The 15,910-nt window shown below is 64.2% G+C and carries 15 protein-coding genes; 14 read left to right on the top strand and 1 reads right to left on the bottom strand.

Annotation, left to right across the window (positions count from 1 at the left end; genetic code table 11):
• The first annotated feature begins 125 nt into the window (after positions 1 to 125).
• The 5 genes from HFX_RS00270 to HFX_RS00250 all read left to right on the top strand — a co-directional run bounded on the left by HFX_RS00270 (position 126) and on the right by HFX_RS00250 (position 5,160).
• Positions 126 to 980 carry a CBS domain-containing protein gene (locus HFX_RS00270; protein WP_004058723.1) on the top strand — a complete coding sequence of 285 codons (855 nt, stop codon included), beginning with the start codon at positions 126 to 128 and terminating at the stop codon, positions 978 to 980.
• Complete coding sequence (gene glyS, locus HFX_RS00265; protein ID WP_004058725.1) at positions 973 to 2,757, top strand: glycine--tRNA ligase; 1,785 nt, start codon at positions 973 to 975, stop codon at positions 2,755 to 2,757. The genes HFX_RS00270 and glyS overlap by 8 nt, the downstream gene beginning before the upstream one ends.
• A 7-nt stretch (positions 2,758 to 2,764) precedes the next feature.
• Positions 2,765 to 3,367 carry a diacylglycerol/polyprenol kinase family protein gene (locus HFX_RS00260; RefSeq protein ID WP_014732031.1) on the top strand — a complete coding sequence of 201 codons (603 nt, stop codon included), beginning with the start codon at positions 2,765 to 2,767 and terminating at the stop codon, positions 3,365 to 3,367.
• A gap of 99 nt (positions 3,368 to 3,466) precedes the next feature.
• Complete coding sequence (locus HFX_RS00255) at positions 3,467 to 3,952, top strand: cation:proton antiporter regulatory subunit (RefSeq protein ID WP_049917467.1); 486 nt, start codon at positions 3,467 to 3,469, stop codon at positions 3,950 to 3,952.
• Positions 3,952 to 5,160 carry a cation:proton antiporter gene (locus tag HFX_RS00250; RefSeq protein ID WP_004058731.1) on the top strand — a complete coding sequence of 403 codons (1,209 nt, stop codon included), beginning with the start codon at positions 3,952 to 3,954 and terminating at the stop codon, positions 5,158 to 5,160. Before HFX_RS00255 ends, HFX_RS00250 begins: the two co-directional genes overlap by 1 nt.
• 33 nt (positions 5,161 to 5,193) lie before the next feature.
• Here the strand turns inward: HFX_RS00250 and HFX_RS00245 are convergent, their stop codons facing one another.
• The gene (locus HFX_RS00245; RefSeq protein ID WP_004058732.1) at positions 5,194 to 6,156 is read right to left on the bottom strand and encodes a sodium:calcium antiporter; all 963 of its coding nucleotides are present in this window, start codon (positions 6,154 to 6,156) and stop codon (positions 5,194 to 5,196) included.
• A 415-nt stretch (positions 6,157 to 6,571) separates the two neighbouring features.
• Here HFX_RS00245 and HFX_RS00240 point away from each other — a divergent pair, with 415 nt between their 5' ends.
• The 9 genes from HFX_RS00240 (at position 6,572) to argF (ending at position 15,901) form a co-directional block, all read left to right on the top strand.
• Positions 6,572 to 7,789: an argininosuccinate synthase gene (locus HFX_RS00240; RefSeq protein WP_004058735.1), complete on the top strand. Its 1,218-nt coding sequence runs from the start codon at positions 6,572 to 6,574 to the stop codon at positions 7,787 to 7,789.
• 1 nt (position 7,790) lies between these two features.
• Entirely contained in the window at positions 7,791 to 9,257 is a 1,467-nt protein-coding gene (argH, locus tag HFX_RS00235; RefSeq protein WP_004058737.1) for an argininosuccinate lyase, read from the top strand.
• 319 nt (positions 9,258 to 9,576) lie between these two features.
• A complete protein-coding gene (gene lysW / locus HFX_RS00230) occupies positions 9,577 to 9,756 on the top strand; it encodes a lysine biosynthesis protein LysW (protein ID WP_004058739.1) in 180 nt (59 codons plus the stop codon).
• 2 nt (positions 9,757 to 9,758) lie between these two features.
• The gene (gene lysX, locus HFX_RS00225) at positions 9,759 to 10,634 is read left to right on the top strand and encodes a lysine biosynthesis protein LysX (protein WP_004058742.1); all 876 of its coding nucleotides are present in this window, start codon (positions 9,759 to 9,761) and stop codon (positions 10,632 to 10,634) included.
• Positions 10,631 to 11,674, top strand: coding sequence for an N-acetyl-gamma-glutamyl-phosphate reductase (gene argC / locus HFX_RS00220; protein ID WP_004058744.1), 1,044 nt, complete (start codon positions 10,631 to 10,633; stop codon positions 11,672 to 11,674). The genes lysX and argC overlap by 4 nt, the downstream gene beginning before the upstream one ends.
• 58 nt (positions 11,675 to 11,732) lie before the next feature.
• Positions 11,733 to 12,671 (top strand): acetylglutamate/acetylaminoadipate kinase, encoded by a 939-nt coding sequence (locus tag HFX_RS00215; RefSeq protein WP_004058750.1) that lies wholly within the window; start codon positions 11,733 to 11,735, stop codon positions 12,669 to 12,671.
• Positions 12,668 to 13,804, top strand: coding sequence for an aspartate aminotransferase family protein (locus HFX_RS00210; RefSeq protein WP_004058752.1), 1,137 nt, complete (start codon positions 12,668 to 12,670; stop codon positions 13,802 to 13,804). The genes HFX_RS00215 and HFX_RS00210 overlap by 4 nt, the downstream gene beginning before the upstream one ends.
• On the top strand, positions 13,801 to 14,964 hold the full coding sequence (locus HFX_RS00205) for a [LysW]-lysine hydrolase (RefSeq protein WP_004058754.1): 1,164 nt from the start codon (positions 13,801 to 13,803) through the stop codon (positions 14,962 to 14,964). Before HFX_RS00210 ends, HFX_RS00205 begins: the two co-directional genes overlap by 4 nt.
• 37 nt (positions 14,965 to 15,001) lie before the next feature.
• Entirely contained in the window at positions 15,002 to 15,901 is a 900-nt protein-coding gene (gene argF, locus HFX_RS00200) for an ornithine carbamoyltransferase (protein ID WP_014732030.1), read from the top strand.
• Positions 15,902 to 15,910: the final 9 nt, after the last annotated feature.

The raw sequence follows: 15,910 nt of genomic DNA, 5'->3' as shown, positions 1-15,910 counted from the left end.
GTTTCTCACGCCGGGTTTTTGTTCTATTTTCATTTTTTCAGAAGGTTTGGCAGTTTGAGACCCACTGTGTGAATCAGGCGCGAGCCTTCGCAGAGTACATTAGGCGGGGGGATGAAAGCGGGGGTATGAAAGTAGCCGACGCGATGACTCCCGGTGAGGAGGTCGTGACGGTGTCCCTTCCGGGCACCCGCGACGACGTTCTGGAGTACCTCCAAGAGCGTGGGTTCTCCTCTGTGCCAGTGGTGAAAGAGACCGACGAAGGCACGAACTACCGCGGTCTCATCTCCCGAGAGGACCTCATCAAGGACCCGGACGAAGACCAACTCGCGGTGCTCGTCCGCGAAGTACCGACCGCGAGCGCCGACGACGACCTCGAAGCGGCCGCCGCGACGATGGTCACCGAAAATGCGCGCCGAATCCCCGTCGTCGACGGTGATACCATCGAGGGTATCATCACCGTCACCGACGTCATCCGCACCATCGCTCGTGGCGATATCGACGGCGAGACGCCGGTCGGCGACCTCGCCGCACGCGACGTGAACACGACGTACGTGGAGGTTCCCCTCCCGGTCGTCGAGCGCGAGATCTACTACGCGAACGTCCCCTATGCCGTCGTCCTCGACGACGAGGCCTCGCTAGCGGGTATCGTGACCGAAGTCGACATCATCGAAGTCGCTCGCGTCGTCGAAGGCGAAGCAGGCACCGGTGACTCCGTCGCCAACCAGGACGACAAGTGGATGTGGGAAGGCATCAAGGCGGTCGGCAACCGCTACATTCCAACCCGCAACGTCGAGATTCCGGCGGAACCGGTTTCGAAGTTCATGACCGAGAACCTCGAAACCGTCTCGACGCGCGCCGCCGCTAAGGACGCCGCACAGATGATGATTCGAGAGGATATCGAACAGATTCCGCTCGTCAGCGGCGACGAACTCATCGGTATCGTCCGCGACATCAACCTGCTGGAGGCGCTATATGAGTGAAGGTACCGAATCCGCCGCACTCGCCGAACTGGCGAAGCGTCGCGGCTTCTTCTTCGGTTCTTCGGAAGCCTACGGTGGCGTCGGCGGGTTTTACACCTACGGCCCGCAAGGCGCGGCCCTGAAGTCCAACGTCGAAGAGGCGTGGCGCGAGCGCTTTGCCGTACAGGAGGGCAACCTCGAAATCGAGGCCCCGACAATCATGCCCGAACCCGTCTTCGAGGCGTCCGGTCACCTCGACGGCTTCGACGACATGCTCGTCGAGTGTGCCGAGTGCGGCGAATCCCACCGCGCGGACCACCTCATCGAGGACAACTCCGACCTCGAAGACGCGGAGACGCTCTCGCTGGAGGAAGCCGCCGAAGAGATTGCCGACCTCGGTCTCGTCTGTCCGAACTGTGGCGCAGACCTCGCCGGCCAGTCGGTCGAGAGTTTCAACCTGATGTTCGAGACGAACATCGGTCCCGGTTCGAAGACGCCCGGTTACCTCCGTCCCGAGACGGCACAGGGCATCTTCGTCGAGTTCCCGCGCATCAAGGAGTACGCGCGCAACCGACTCCCGTTCGGCGTGACGCAAATCGGTCGCGCCTACCGCAACGAGATTAGCCCGCGGAAGAACATCGTCCGCACACGCGAGTTCACGCAGGCCGAACTCGAACACTTCATCGACCCCGAGCGCGACGAAGCCGACCTCTCAGCGGTCGAAGACGTGGAGGTGCTTCTCTACCCCGCGACCGAACAGGAGAAAGAAGACGGCGAGTACATCGAGACGACCATCGGCGAGGCGGTCGACGAGGGCATCATCGCCAACGCGTGGATTGGCTACTTCCTCGGCATCGCCCAAGAGTGGTACGAGGATGTCGGCGTCGACATGGACCGCTTCCGCTTCCGCCAGCACCTCGCGGGCGAACGCGCCCACTACTCTGCGGACTGCTGGGACGCAGAAAGCGAAGTCGACGGCGACTGGATCGAGATTGCCGGCTTCTCGTATCGCAGCGACTACGACCTCTCGAAGCACGGCGAGTACGGCGACGACGACTTCACCGTCTTCCAGCAGTACGACGAACCCAAGACGGTCGAACGCGCCGTCGTCGACCCCGACATGGCGACGCTCGGTCCCGAGTTCGGCGCGCAGGCCGCGGACGTGGCCGACGCGCTCGAAGCACTCGCCGAGCGCGACCCGGACGCTTTCGACGCGGACGAAGTCACACTCGATATCGACGGCGAGGAGGTCACCGTCGACACCGACGTAGCGAACTTCTCGGTCGAGACGCAGACCGAAGCGGGCGAACACATCACGCCGCACGTCGTCGAACCGTCGTTCGGTGTCGACCGCACGGTCTACACGCTTCTCGCGCACGCGTACGAGACCGACGAGGTCGACGGCGAAGCACGGACGTTCCTGTCGCTTTCGCCCTCGGTTGCGCCGACGAACGTCGGCGTCTTCCCCCTCGTCAGCAACGTCGAGGAACTCGTGGACCTCGCCGACGACGTGGCCGAAGAGCTTCGCGCGGCCGGATTTGCGGTCGTCTACGACGACTCCGGCAGCATCGGTCGGCGCTACCGCCGACAGGACGAAGTCGGGACGCCCTTCTGTATCACCATCGACCGCGATGGGATGGAAGGCGACGGCGAAGACACCGTGACCATCCGCGAGCGCGACAGCGGTCAGCAGGTTCGGCTGCCGGTCGACGACCTCGTCCAGACCCTCGTCGGCCTGCGCGCGGGAACCACCTCGTTCGACGACGTGCTCGACGAGAACGAAATCGTCGAGGCCTAACAGAGCCGTGGGACGCCCGAGTACCGCCGAAGTGAAGCGGCGACTGGTCCACGCGAGTGGGTCGGGGATGCCCCTTTTGTACATTCTCGATATTGTCAATTGGCAGACGCTCGGGTACCTGTTCGTCTTCCTGTCGGTCGTCGTCAGCGTTCTCGAAGTCCTTCGACTGTTCGGTGGTCTCGATTGGCGTATCTACGACGAACTCACTCGCGAATACGAACAGGACAACATCGCGGGCTACGCGCTATACGTCTACAGTCAGACCGCCGTCGCGCTGGTTTTCAGCCCACACATTGCAGTTCCCGGGATGCTCATGCTCACCATCGGCGACCCGATTAGCGGGCTTCTCGGTTCCGCGCCGGTCGGCGAGTGGAAGTCAGTCCGGACACTCGCGGTGATGTTCATCGTCTGTCTCGCTCTCGCCGCGCCGTTCGTAATTCCGGCCTTCGGATTTATCGCCGGAGGTGTGGCGGCCGCCGCGGGTGCCGCCGGGGCGACGCTGGCAGACGGGGCGAAACCGGTCGTCGCGGGCTACGTTATCGACGACAACGTCTCGATTCCGCCGGTCGCCTGCGTCGCTATCGCGTCGATACTCTGGCTTATTGCCTGAATCCCGGGACGAATCGAACGAATAGGACCGCACCGGCACGACCAGATTTTGTGACACCGTAACACGATTTTATTTCTCTCGCCGACGAATGTGACTGTCGTGACCGTCTACGAGAGCGACCTTCCGGGCGTCGGGAAGAAACACGAAGTGGAACTCGGTGACGGAGCGCGCCTCATCATCGTGACGCACAACACCGGGAAACGAGAGGTGTTCCGCCGCGAGAGCGTCGACAGCGACTCTGAAAAGCTGTTCGAACTCGACGATAAACTCGCGCGGCAGGTCGGGACGCTCCTCGAAGGTGCGTACTTTCAGCCGGTCGAACCGACGAGGATTGAGACGCTGCTCGGCGACAGTACGCTCATCGAGTGGGTCGAAGTCGGTGCCGACGCAGACGTAGTCGGAAAGACGCTCGGCGAGTCGAATCTCCGGCAAGCAACCGGCGCGTCGGTCATCGCCATCGAGCGCGACGACGAGGTTATCGCCTCGCCCGGCGGCGACGCGATGGTCGAAGCCGGGGACACACTCGTCGTCATCGGACCGCGTGAGGCCTGCCGAAATTTCGTCGAACTCGTCACCGGGGCCTGATGGCGGCGGCGCTCCTCGAATTCGGCTACCTGTTCGTCGTCCTCGCGCTCACCGGAGCGGCCGCGCTGCGACTCGGGTTGTCGGTCATCCCGCTGTACGTCGTCGGTGGTGTCGTCGCCGGACCCTACGTCGCCGGTCGCCTCGGACTGCCCTACGTCGCCGACGGTGAGGTCATCGCGCTTCTCGCAGAACTCGGTATCGTCCTCCTATTGTTCTTTCTCGGACTGGAGTTCAGTCTCGACCGACTTCGCGCGTCCGGGTCGGAAATCGGGCGCGCCGGGGTCGTCGACCTCGGCGTGAACCTCCCACTCGGCATCGCAATCGGTCTCCTTCTCGGGTGGTCGTTCGTCGAATCGCTGCTTCTCGGCGGCATCGTCTACATCTCGTCGTCCGCCATCGTGACGAAGACGCTCATCGACCTCGGGTGGATTGCGGACCCCGAATCCGAGCCAATCTTGGGCACACTCGTCTTCGAAGACCTCGCTATCGCGGTCTACCTCGCCGTCGTCACCTCGCTGGTCCTCGGGGGAGAAGGCGGCTTCGGCGCAATTGGCCGGTCGCTGGCTATCGCATTCGGCTTCCTCGGACTCCTGTTCGTCGCCGTCCAGTACGGAACAGGGTTGTTCACCCGCGTCCTCGACATCGGAAATCAGGAAGCGTTCGTCCTCCGGGCGCTCGCCGTCGTCATTCCCGTCGCGGGCGCGGCGCTGGCGTTAGGTGTGAGCGAAGCCGTTGCGGCGTTTTTCGTCGGGATGGGATTTTCGGCCAGCGGACACCGAGAGCGTATCGAACGCACTCTCATCCCGGTTCGGGACGTGTTCGCGGCGATATTCTTCTTCTGGATTGGACTCGGAACGGACCCGATGCTGTTGACCGCGGCGGCGGTGCCGTTGGCCCTTGCAGTGGTGCTAACGACGCCTGCAAAAGTGGTGTCCGGATACGTCGGCGGTCGCACCTACGACCTCTCGGCATCCCGGTCGCTCCGCGTCGGCCTCGGGATGGTTCCGCGCGGCGAGTTCTCGCTCGTCATCGCGGCGCTGGCCGCGTCGGGGACGACACCCGTCATGCGCGAGGTCATTCCGGCGTTCGCCGTCGGCTACGTCTTCGTCATGAGCGCGCTCGGGACGGTGTTGATGCAGCAGTCGGACCTCGTGGAGCGACTGGTCTTTCGCGGTGAGTCAGATGGAGTCGTCAAGGGCGGGCAGTGACTACCGTTGCCGAATCGTGAAGGGAGAACCCAGTCAGGTCGCGTAGAAGAGGAACCGGATGCTCACGAACACGAAGTAGGCACCGACGAGCCACGTGCCCTCGCGGCGAGTCGCAATTCCGTCATTTCGACGGACTACGAGGAGAAAGCCCACCGCGACGAAGAGCTTGAATGGGAGGTCCCAGCGAATCACGGACGGCGGGACGGCGTAGGTCGAAAGCAACCCGCCGAGTCCGAATCCGACGAGCGGATTTACGACGTTCGACCCGATGAGCGTCCCGAGACCGATATCGACCGAGCGCCGCCGAATCGCTTCGACGACGGTGGTAAGTTCCGGAAGCGCGGAGGCGAGACCGATGGTGACGACGCCGACCATGGACCCGTTGAGACCGAGTATCCCCACAACGTCTTGAACAACGGCGAGGACGACGTATGCGCTCCCAAAGACGAGTACGAGCGCTCCGACGGCGACTACAACGTCGCGGACGTGGTTCGTACTCGCACCGTCGTACGAGTGACCGTCTTCGGGCGCGATTCGGAGACCCACGAGGACGTACGCACCGAATCCGACCAGCAGAGCGACGCCATCGAGGCGAGAAATCGTCCCGTCGAGCGCGAGAACGAGCGTCGCGACGAACGTGAGAATCATCGGATAGTACGTCGACCGAAGAAATGAGGACGAGAAGGCCGTTCGGCCAATCCCGAGCACGAACACGCCGACGAGGAGCGTCTGCTGAACCGTCGAAGAACCCATGTTGCCACCTATAACGGTGGCCGACGCGATTCGATAGTCGAGGGTTCCAGAGAGGATACCCGCGGAAGCGACGAGGTGCGACCCGATTTCGGGAAGACTCGTTCCGACAGCGACAATCGTGGAGGCGAGAATCGCGTCAGAGATTTTGAACGCGCGTGCGACAGCGACGAGGTGGTCGACAGCGACCTGCGCCGCCTTGACCATCACGCCGAGCGCGACGGTGGCAGCGAGAAGTGCGCCCACGAGCGGGGGAGAAATCGTCGGTTGGGGCGGGAATATCAGAGGGGTGGGTACAGGCCAACTCATAGGACGCGAATCGCTCGATACGGCCAAAAAATGTAATGCAGGCAATATTTCGAGCGCGTGCGAGAGCGCGAGCACTCCGGCGAAGGTTGCGTCGCCGAAAGCGTTTAATAGGAATGAGGTAGTACCGTTTCACAACTATGGCGACTCGCAGCACTTTCGCCACTTTTGCCCCGCTGCGAGCCGCTGCTGTCCGAACCCGACGACCGGCCCTTTAGGGCCAATATTACCATATCCTTCGGGACACGTCGAAATTGCTAATCTCTAGTTTTCTTGCCCATAGGCATCTCTACCACTTAATTTCATAAATACAATGCAAAGAATTTATCTACGAGTCTATGCCACAAACAGGTACATGAAGAAAGTCGCACTCGCGTTCTCGGGCGGACTCGACACAACAGTCTGCGTCCCGATTCTCGAAGAGGAGTACGGATACGACGAAGTTATCGGCGTCACCGTCGACGTCGGCCAACCAGAAGAGGAGTTCGAGGAGGCCTACGAGACGGCCGAAGCTCTCGGACTGGACCACTACGTCATCGATGCAAAGGATGAATTCGCACAGCTCTGTCTCGATTCCGTCTGTGCGAACGCGGACTATCAGGGCTACCCGCTCGGCACCGCGCTCGCACGCCCGGTCATCGCGGAAGCAATCCTCGAACTCGCCGAAGAAGAGGGCTGTGACGGCATCGCCCACGGCTGTACGGGCAAAGGGAACGACCAGCTCCGCTTCGAAGCGGTCTGGCGTGCCTCCGACCTCGAAGTCATCGCCCCCGTCCGCGAGATGGGCATGACCCGCGAGTGGGAAATCGAGTACGCCGCCGAGAAGGACCTCCCCGTACAGGGCGGCAACGAAGGCGTCTGGTCCATCGACACCAACCTCTGGAGCCGTTCCATCGAGGGCGGCAACCTCGAAGACCCGAGCTACGTCCCGCCGGAAAGCATCTACGAGTGGACCGAACAGCCCACCGGCGAGACGGAACTCGTCGAAATTACGTTCGAAAACGGCTACCCCGTCGCTATCGACGGTGAGGAGATGGACGCACTCGAACTCATCGAGTTCCTCAACGAGAAGGCAGGCGCACACGGCGTCGGCCGCACGGACATGATGGAAGACCGCATGCTCGGTCTGAAGGTGCGCGAGAACTACGAACACCCCGCGGCGACGACGCTCCTCAACGCGCACAAGGCGCTCGAAGGACTCGTCCTCACGAAAGAAGAACGCGACTTCAAGGCCACCGTGGACGACGAGTGGTCCCAGAAGGCCTACGAAGGTCTCATCGACGCCCCGCTCATGGACGCACTGACCGCGTTCGTCGAGAAAACCCAAGAGCGCGTCACGGGCACCGTGACCGTCAAGTTCGAAGGTGGCCAGGCCCGCGCAGTCGGCCGCGACTCCGACTACGCTGCCTACTCCGAGTCCGCCGCCTCCTTCAACACGGAGACGGTCGACGGCATCGAACAGGCCGACGCGACGGGCGTCGCCAAGTACCACGGCTTCCAGGCGCGTCTCGCCAACCAGAGCACGAAAAAGCAGAAGCCCGAACTGGCCGCAGACGGCGGCAGCGAAGAATAACATGACAGGCGAGGACGGCGACTCCGAGAGCGTCATCCGCCGGGACCGCTTCAGCGGCGGCCCCGCCCGCGGGTTCATGTCGAGTCTCGCGGCCGACGAACGCATCTTCGAAGCCGACCTCGCCGTCGACCGGGCGCACGTCGTGATGCTCGCGGCGCAGGACATCATCGAGTCCGACGTTGCCGCGGACATCCTCGGTGCGTTAGACGAGGTCGAAGCCGCCGGTCACGACGTACTCTCCGGCGGCGAAGACGTACACGAAGCCATCGAGGCCGCAGTCATCGACCGCGTCGGTCCCGACGGCGGCAAGATGCACACCGCCCGCTCGCGCAACGACGAGGTGGCGACCTGTATCCGCTACCGCCTGCGCGACGACGTACTCGACGCGCTCGACGCTGCACTCGCCCTGCGCGAATCGCTCATCGAGACGGCCGCCGAGCACACCGAGACGGTGATGCCCGGCTACACGCACCTGCAACCCGCCCAACCGACGACGGTGGCGCACTTCCTGTGCTCGTACGAGCGAGCGGTCGCCCGCGACTGCGCCCGCCTCGTGTGCGCGTACGAGCGCATCAACCAGTCACCGCTCGGGTCGGCGGCCTTCGCGGGCACGCCCTTCGACGTGAACCGCGAACTCGTGGCCGACCTGCTCGGCTTCGACCGCGTGATGGAGAACTCGATGGACGCCTCGGCGACCCGCGACTTCCTCGCGGAGACGCTCTCGGCGCTCACGACCCACGCCGTCACGCTCTCCGGCCTCGCAGAAGACCTCGTCGTCTTCTCGAACAAGGGACTCGTCGAACTCTCGGACGACTACTCGTCGACCTCGTCCATCATGCCGCAAAAGAAGAATCCCGACACGATGGAACTCGTCCGCGCCGTCGCGGGCGACGCGGTCGGCGAACTCACCGGACTCCTGACGACGCTCAAGGGGCTTCCGCGCGCGTACAACCGCGACTTACAGCGCGCTCACAAGCACACCTTCCGCGCCGTCGACGACGTGACCGAAGCGACCGCAGTCGCCGCCGGGGCAGTTGCCTCCGCGACGTGGCCCGAAGACGAACTCGCGGCCGCCGCGGGCGACGGCTTCTCGACGGCAACCGGCGTGGCAGACCTCCTGGCGATGGCCGGATTACCGTTCCGCACGGCCCACGAAGTCGTCGCTGAGGCCGCCTCGCGCTCGTCGGGAACCCCCGATGTGGCAACACTTGACGCCGTCGCTACGGACGTATTAGGTGAGTCTCTCTTTACACACGTGACAGCCGAGGCCGTCGAAGCCGCGCTCGACCCAACGGAGAGCGTCGCCAGTCGCGATTCGGTCGGCGGGCCTGCGCCCGCTGCCATTGAAGCGACACTTTCGACGGCCCGCGACGAACTCGAAGCTGATGCGGCCGCCGTTGCCGACGCCCGCGACTCGCTCGCGGCCGCCGCCGAGCAACTCGAAGCGGAGGTTTCGAACTATGTCTGAACACGAGCACGCCGCTGCCGTCTCCCGCCTGCCGCGACCGCCGCGAGCGACTGCTCCGCGACGACCGCGACGACCGGTTTCGGTTCCGCGACGACCGCGACCGGCGCCGCGACCGACGCAGGGGACGATTCGACCGGTTCCGCGACCGGTCCCGTCCCCGGCGTCGAGTGAGCGTGGCACCCAAGCTCGACGCGTTGTTCGGCCGGTTACCAAAATCGGCCAATTCGCCGTTAAATCGCGTTAGACACTTCTTTGCGCTATTTTTTGCTGTGTAATTTTCGACGGATTTAATACTACCCACCGTCCAGCCAAGGATGTAATGAGCGACACCATCACTGCGGAAGACCCGCTGAGCGGCGAAGAAATCGACCTGCCGTCCGACGTCGAAGTCGGCGAAATTATCGACAGTCCCGCCACGGGCGCGGAACTCGAAGTCGTGTCTCTCGACCCCGTGACACTCGAAGAAGCACCTGAACTCGAAGAGGATTGGGGAGAGTAAGCGTGAATATTGGACTGCTCTACTCCCGGATTCGCCGCGACGAGAAGCTCCTCTTGAACGAGCTTCGCGAGCGCGGCCACGAAGTGACGAAGATAGACGTTCGGAAAGAGCAGTTCGACCTCACCGAGCCGCCGGAATCGTTCGACGGACTCGACGTGGTGGTCGACCGCTGTCTGGCGACGAGCAGGAGTCTCTACATCACGCGCTTCCTGCAGTCGTACGGCATTCCCGTCGTCAACTCCCACGAGACCGCGGACATCTGCGCCGACAAGGCGAAAAACAGTCTCGCGCTCGCCGACGCGGGCGTGCCCACGCCGAACACGAAGGTCGCCTTCACGGTCGAATCGGCGATGGACATCGTCGAGGAGTTCGGCTACCCCTGCGTGCTCAAGCCCGTCGTCGGGTCGTGGGGGCGCCTGATGGCGAAAATCGACTCCGAGGCAGCCGCCGAGGCGATTTTGGAACACAAAGCCACGCTCGGCAACTACGAGCACAAGGTGTTCTACATTCAGGAGTTCGTCGAGAAGCCCGGCCGCGACATCCGCGTCCTCGCCGTCGACGGTGAACCCATCGCCGCGATGACCCGCTCGTCGGACCACTGGCTCACGAACGCCGCGAAAGGTGCCGACGCCGAGGCGTTCGAACTCGACGCCCGCGCGAAGGAACTTGTGAAACAGGCGTCCGACGCGGTCGGCGGCGGCCTGCTCGGCGTCGACCTCATGGAGACCGGCTCTGACTATACGGTTCACGAAGTCAACCACACCGTCGAATTCAAGGCGCTCAACGACGCCGTCGACGTGGACGTTCCCGCAGCAGTCGTCGATTGGCTGGAAGCCACGGTCGAAGGCGAAAAGACGCTCGCGGGGGTCTCAGCGTGAGCGAACAACTGACCGCGGGTGTCGTCGGTGGTTCCGGCTTTACCGGCGGCGAACTGCTTCGCCTGCTCGACGGCCACCCGAACTTCGAGGTGGCACAGGCGACCAGTCGCTCCTACGAGCGCAAGACCGTCGGCCACGTCCATCCGAACCTTCGTCACCTCGACCTCCGCTTTACCTCGCCTGCGGACCTCGAATCCGTGGACGTGCTCTTTACGGCGACGCCCCACGGCGTCTCGATGGAGCACATCGACGCGTTTCAGGACGCTGCGGACACCGTCGTCGACCTCTCTGCTGACTTCCGTCTCTCCGAGGAGACACAGTACGACGAGTGGTACGACGGCCACATCTGTCCCGAGTATCTGGAGAAATCCGAGTACGCACTGCCCGAACTGAACCGCGAAAACCTCCCCGGAGCGGACCTCATCGCGGCGGGTGGCTGCAACGCGACGGCGACGATTCTCGGCCTGAAGCCCCTCTTCGATGCCGACATCCTCTCCGGCGACGAGCAGGTCGTCGTCGACGTGAAAGTCGGCTCCTCGGAAGGCGGCGCGGGCGCAAGTAAGGCATCGTCGCACGCCGAGCGCTCCGGTATCGTCCGGCCCTATGCACCAACCGGACACCGTCACGAGGCGGAAATCGAGGAATATCTCGGTCTCTCGGTCTCCTTTACCGTCCACGCGGTCGATATGGTCCGCGGCGCGGCGGCGACCTGTCACGTCTTCCCCGACGGACCCGTCTCGAAGGGCGACATGTGGAAAGCGTTCCGCGGCTCCTACGGCGACGAACCCTTCATGCGCACCGTCGCCGGCGGTGGCGGCGTCTATCGCTACCCCGAGCCGAAGTCCGTTGCAGGCACCAACTTCGGTGAGGTCGGCTTCGAGATCGACCCGACGAACCGCCGACTCGTCGTCTTCTCGGCCATCGACAATATGATGAAAGGCTCCGCCGGGCAGGCGGTCCACGCCGCCAACATCGCACTCGGCTTAGAGGAGACAGCCGGCCTCGACTTCACCGGCTACCACCCGATTGGCTCACCCTGAGCACCGTCTCTGAACACACTCCGTCCCCCGACTGACCATCTATCGCACCATTTCGACTATGACAGGATACACACGCGAGGAACTGCTCGCGGCACACGAACAGCTCGTCGATAACGAGAAAAATCTCGTCACGGATGGCGGCACCGAGCCGCCGGTCGTCGTCAAAATCGGCGGCGCGAAAGCCGTCGACCCCGAGGGAGCCGTCAAAGACGTGGCACACCTCGTCGCCAACGGCACCGACGTCGTCGTCGTCCACGGCGGTTCGACCGCCGTCGACGAGACGCTCGAAGAACTCGGCGAGGAGCCGACCTACGTCGAATCGCCCTCCGGCGTCAGCGGCCGCTTCACCGACGAGCGCACCATGGAGGTGTTCTCGATGGTGATGCCCGGCAAACTCAACACCGACCTCACGGCGCTGTTCCGCGAGGCGGGCGTCGACGCACTCGGTCTCTCCGGCGTCGACGGTGGCCTCCTCACCGGCCCGCGCAAGTCGGCTGTCCGCGTTATCGAAGACGGCAAGAAGAAAATCAAGCGCGGCGACCACTCCGGGAAGATTACCTCGGTGAACGCCTCGCTCCTCGAAACGCTCCTCGGCGGCGGCTACACGCCTATCGTGACCGTGCCGATGCTGGCCGACGACGGCGTGCCGGTCAACGCCGACGCCGACCGCGCCGCAGCGGCAGTCGCGGGCGCACTCGGCGCGAAACTCGTCGTTCTCACCGACGTGAAAGGCGTCTACGAGGACCCCGACGACGAATCGACGCTCATCGAGACGGCCGACACGCCCGACGAGTTCGCGGCGCTGGAGGATGCTGCTGAGGGCTTCATGACGAAGAAAGTCATGGCCGCAAAGGAAGCGCTCGACGGCGGGGCCGCCGAGGTTATCGTCTCCGGTGCGAACCTGAACGACCCCATCGTGACCGCGCTCAACGGCGGCGGCACGCACGTGACGCCCGGTGCGCTGGTGGCGGAAAAAGCAGGGGGCGAAGCGAAATGAGCGGCTTCGTCTTCAACGAGAAACCCATCACTATCGAATCCGGTGAGGGGGCGTACCTTTACGCCGACGACGGCACCGAATATCTCGATTTCGGCGCGAGCTACGCTGTCGCGGCGCTCGGCCACTCGCACCCCGCCGTCGTCTCCGCGATTCAAGAGCAGGCCGCGAAGTTGACCTACGTGCAGGCGTCGTATCCCGTAGACGTTCGCACCGAACTCTACGAGAAACTCGCGACCGTCGCGCCCGGCGACCTCTCGAACGTCTGGCTCTGTAACTCCGGCACCGAGGCCAACGAGGCGGCGATGAAGTTCGCCCGCTCGGCCACCGGACGCCAGAAAATTATCGCCACCAAGCGCGCCTTCCACGGCCGTACCCTCGGCGCGCTCGCGCTCACGTGGAAACAGAAGTACAAGAAGCCCTACGAGCCGGTCGCCGGGGGCGTCGAGTTCGTCTCCTACGGCGACGAAGAAGAACTGGCCGACGCCATCGACGACGAGACGGCCGCGGTCTTCCTCGAACCCATTCAGGGCGAAGGCGGCATCAACCCCGCCGCTGCGGAGTATCTGCAAGCCGCCCGCGACCTGACCGAAGATGCCGGTGCCGCGCTCGTCTTCGACGAGATTCAGACCGGCATCGGTCGCACGGGGTCGCTGTGGGCCTGCGAGAACGTCGGCGTCGTTCCCGACATCCTCACCAGCGCGAAGGGCATCGCCAACGGCCTGCCTCTCGGCGCGACGCTCTGTGCCGACTGGATTGCCGACGGCGCGGCCTCTCACGGCTCGACGTTCTCCGGCGGTCCCGTCGTCTGCGCCGCGGCGAACGCCACGCTCGATACGATTGTCGAGGAGGACCTGCCCGGCCACGCCGCCGCGGTTGGCGACTACTTCACGACCGAACTCGAAGCGGCCGTCGAGGAACACGACCTGCCAGTCCGCGACGTTCGCGGCGAGGGACTGATGGTCGGCGTCGAGGTCAAACGCGGCGCGAACCGCACGCTGAAGCACCTCGCGCTGTCCGAGCAACTGCTCGCGCTCCCCGCGGGTCGGACCGTCGTCCGGTTCCTCCCGCCGCTGATAATCGACGAAGAGCACGCGGACCGCGCGGTGGATGCGATGACGAACGTGTTGTCATGAACGCCGGAATCGACCACGACGCGGCCGCGGAGGCAGAAGCGGAGGACCAGACAGATGCGTCAGCAACGGAAAGTCAGACGGACGCACCCGAAACGGAGAGCCAGACGGACGCACCCGAAGAACTGACTGCGGGAAGCGACTGGGCTGCGGCACGCCAACTGCTCTACAATATGGTGTCGACGCCCTCCGTCTCGGGCGACGAGGAGGCCGCCGCCGAAGTCCTGAAGGTGTTCTTCGAGGCGCACGACCGCGAGGTCTGGATAGACGAAGTCGGCAACGTCCGCGCACCCGCCGACGACTCGGTCTTACTGACCTCGCACATCGACACCGTTCCCGGCGACATTCCCGTGAAGGTCGAAGACGGGACGCTCTGGGGTCGCGGGAGCGTCGATGCGACCGGCCCGCTCTGCTCGATGGCCGCCGCGGCCGTCGAGACGGGGGTCTCGTTCGTCGGCGTCGTCGGCGAGGAGACCTCCTCGCGCGGCGCGTGGCACCTTATCGAAGACCGCGAGGAACCCGACGCCGTCATCAACGGCGAACCCTCCGGCTGGGACGGCGTGACACTCGGCTACCGCGGCTTCCTCTCGGGGACCTACGTCGCGACGAGCGAGTTGGGACACTCCTCGCGCCCCGAGGACAACGCCATCCAGTCGGCCGTCGCGTGGTGGTCGCGCGTGGCCGACTTCTTCGACGAAGACCGCGACGGCGTCTTCGACACGGTGACGACCAAACCCGTCAGCTTCGATGGCGGTCCCACCGAGGACGGCCTCGCGGTCGAAGCGACGGTCGACGTGCAGTTCCGCGTCCCGCCGCGCTACACCATCGAAGACGTGCGCGAAGTCGCCGAAGGCGAACTCACCCGCGGGAGCGTCCACTGGAACAAGCCGATTCCCCCGGTGATGGAAAGCCCCCGCACGGAAGTCGCGCGGGCCTTCCGCGTTGCTATCCGGAACGTCGGCGAGACGAAACCCCGCTTGCTTCGCAAGACCGGAACGAGCGACATGAACATCTTCGCCGGTGTGTGGGACTGCCCGATGGCGACCTACGGCCCCGGCGATTCCGACCTCGACCACGCACCCGATGAGCACCTCAAACTCGACGAGTTCGACAGCGCCATCGACGTGCTGGTGGATGTCTGCGAGCGCCTCGGGGACGACTGAATCGCAGTATCGACACGGAGACACGACACACAAGACAATGCTCGAAACGACACACTTCATCGACATCGACGATATCAGCGCATCGGAGTTAGACCGCGTTCTCACCCGCGCCGCCGCCATCAAGGCCGGCGACGACGAGACGCGACTGCCCCGAGCGACGCTGGCGATGCTCTTCGAGAAGCCGAGCACCCGCACGCGTGTCTCCTTCGAAACGGGGATGACCCAACTGGGCGGTCACGCGCTCTTTCTCGGCCCCGAAGACATCCAACTCGGCCACGGCGAACCGCTCTCCGATACGGCCCGCGTGCTGGGTCGCTACGGCGACGCCATCATGGCCCGCCTGTTCGACCACGACGACCTGCTCGAAATCGCCAAACACTCCAGCGCACCCGTCATCAACGGCCTGACCGACGACGCCCACCCGTGTCAGACGCTCGCCGACCTGCTCACCATCCGCGAACACGTCGGCTCGTTCGAGGAAGTGCAGGCGGCGTGGATTGGCGACGGCAACAACGTCGGCCAGTCGTTCGTCCTCGGCTGTGCGATGGCCGGTGTCGACCTGACGGTGGCGACGCCGCCGGGATACGCGATAGACGACGAGGTACTCGACAAGGCGGACGAACTCGGGAGTGCGCCAACCGTCACGACGGACCCCGAGGCGGCTATCGACGGGGTCGACGTCGTCTACACCGACGTGTGGATTTCGATGGGCCAAGAGGGTCAGCGCCACGAGAAACTGCAGGCGTTCGAGGGATTCCAGTTGAACGAGGGCCTGCTTTCGGGCACCGACGCGAAGGTCATGCACTGCCTGCCTGCCCACCGCGGCGAGGAAATCACGGGCGACGTGCTCGAAGGCGAGCAGTCGCTCGTCTGGGAGCAAGCGGAAAATCGCCTGCACGCCCAGAAGGGACTCATCGTCGAGTTGCTGGACGCGTAGCTAGGAAAG

It is taken from the genome of Haloferax mediterranei ATCC 33500, from assembly GCF_000306765.2.
In the GTDB taxonomy this organism is placed as follows: Archaea; Halobacteriota; Halobacteria; order Halobacteriales; family Haloferacaceae; genus Haloferax; species Haloferax mediterranei.
The sequence above is the reverse complement of the archived record's forward strand: the minus strand, read 5'-3'. Positions and strand labels throughout refer to the sequence as shown.

Coding starts and splice junctions, on each gene's coding strand:
- HFX_RS00270 (WP_004058723.1), top strand. CDS start 126: ATGAAAGTAGCCGACGCGATGACTCCCGGTGAGGAGGTCGTGACGGTG.
- glyS (WP_004058725.1), top strand. CDS start 973: ATGAGTGAAGGTACCGAATCCGCCGCACTCGCCGAACTGGCGAAGCGT.
- HFX_RS00250 (WP_004058731.1), top strand. CDS start 3,952: ATGGCGGCGGCGCTCCTCGAATTCGGCTACCTGTTCGTCGTCCTCGCG.
- HFX_RS00240 (WP_004058735.1), top strand. CDS start 6,572: ATGAAGAAAGTCGCACTCGCGTTCTCGGGCGGACTCGACACAACAGTC.
- argH (WP_004058737.1), top strand. CDS start 7,791: ATGACAGGCGAGGACGGCGACTCCGAGAGCGTCATCCGCCGGGACCGC.
- lysW (WP_004058739.1), top strand. CDS start 9,577: ATGAGCGACACCATCACTGCGGAAGACCCGCTGAGCGGCGAAGAAATC.
- HFX_RS00215 (WP_004058750.1), top strand. CDS start 11,733: ATGACAGGATACACACGCGAGGAACTGCTCGCGGCACACGAACAGCTC.
- HFX_RS00210 (WP_004058752.1), top strand. CDS start 12,668: ATGAGCGGCTTCGTCTTCAACGAGAAACCCATCACTATCGAATCCGGT.
- HFX_RS00205 (WP_004058754.1), top strand. CDS start 13,801: ATGAACGCCGGAATCGACCACGACGCGGCCGCGGAGGCAGAAGCGGAG.
- argF (WP_014732030.1), top strand. CDS start 15,002: ATGCTCGAAACGACACACTTCATCGACATCGACGATATCAGCGCATCG.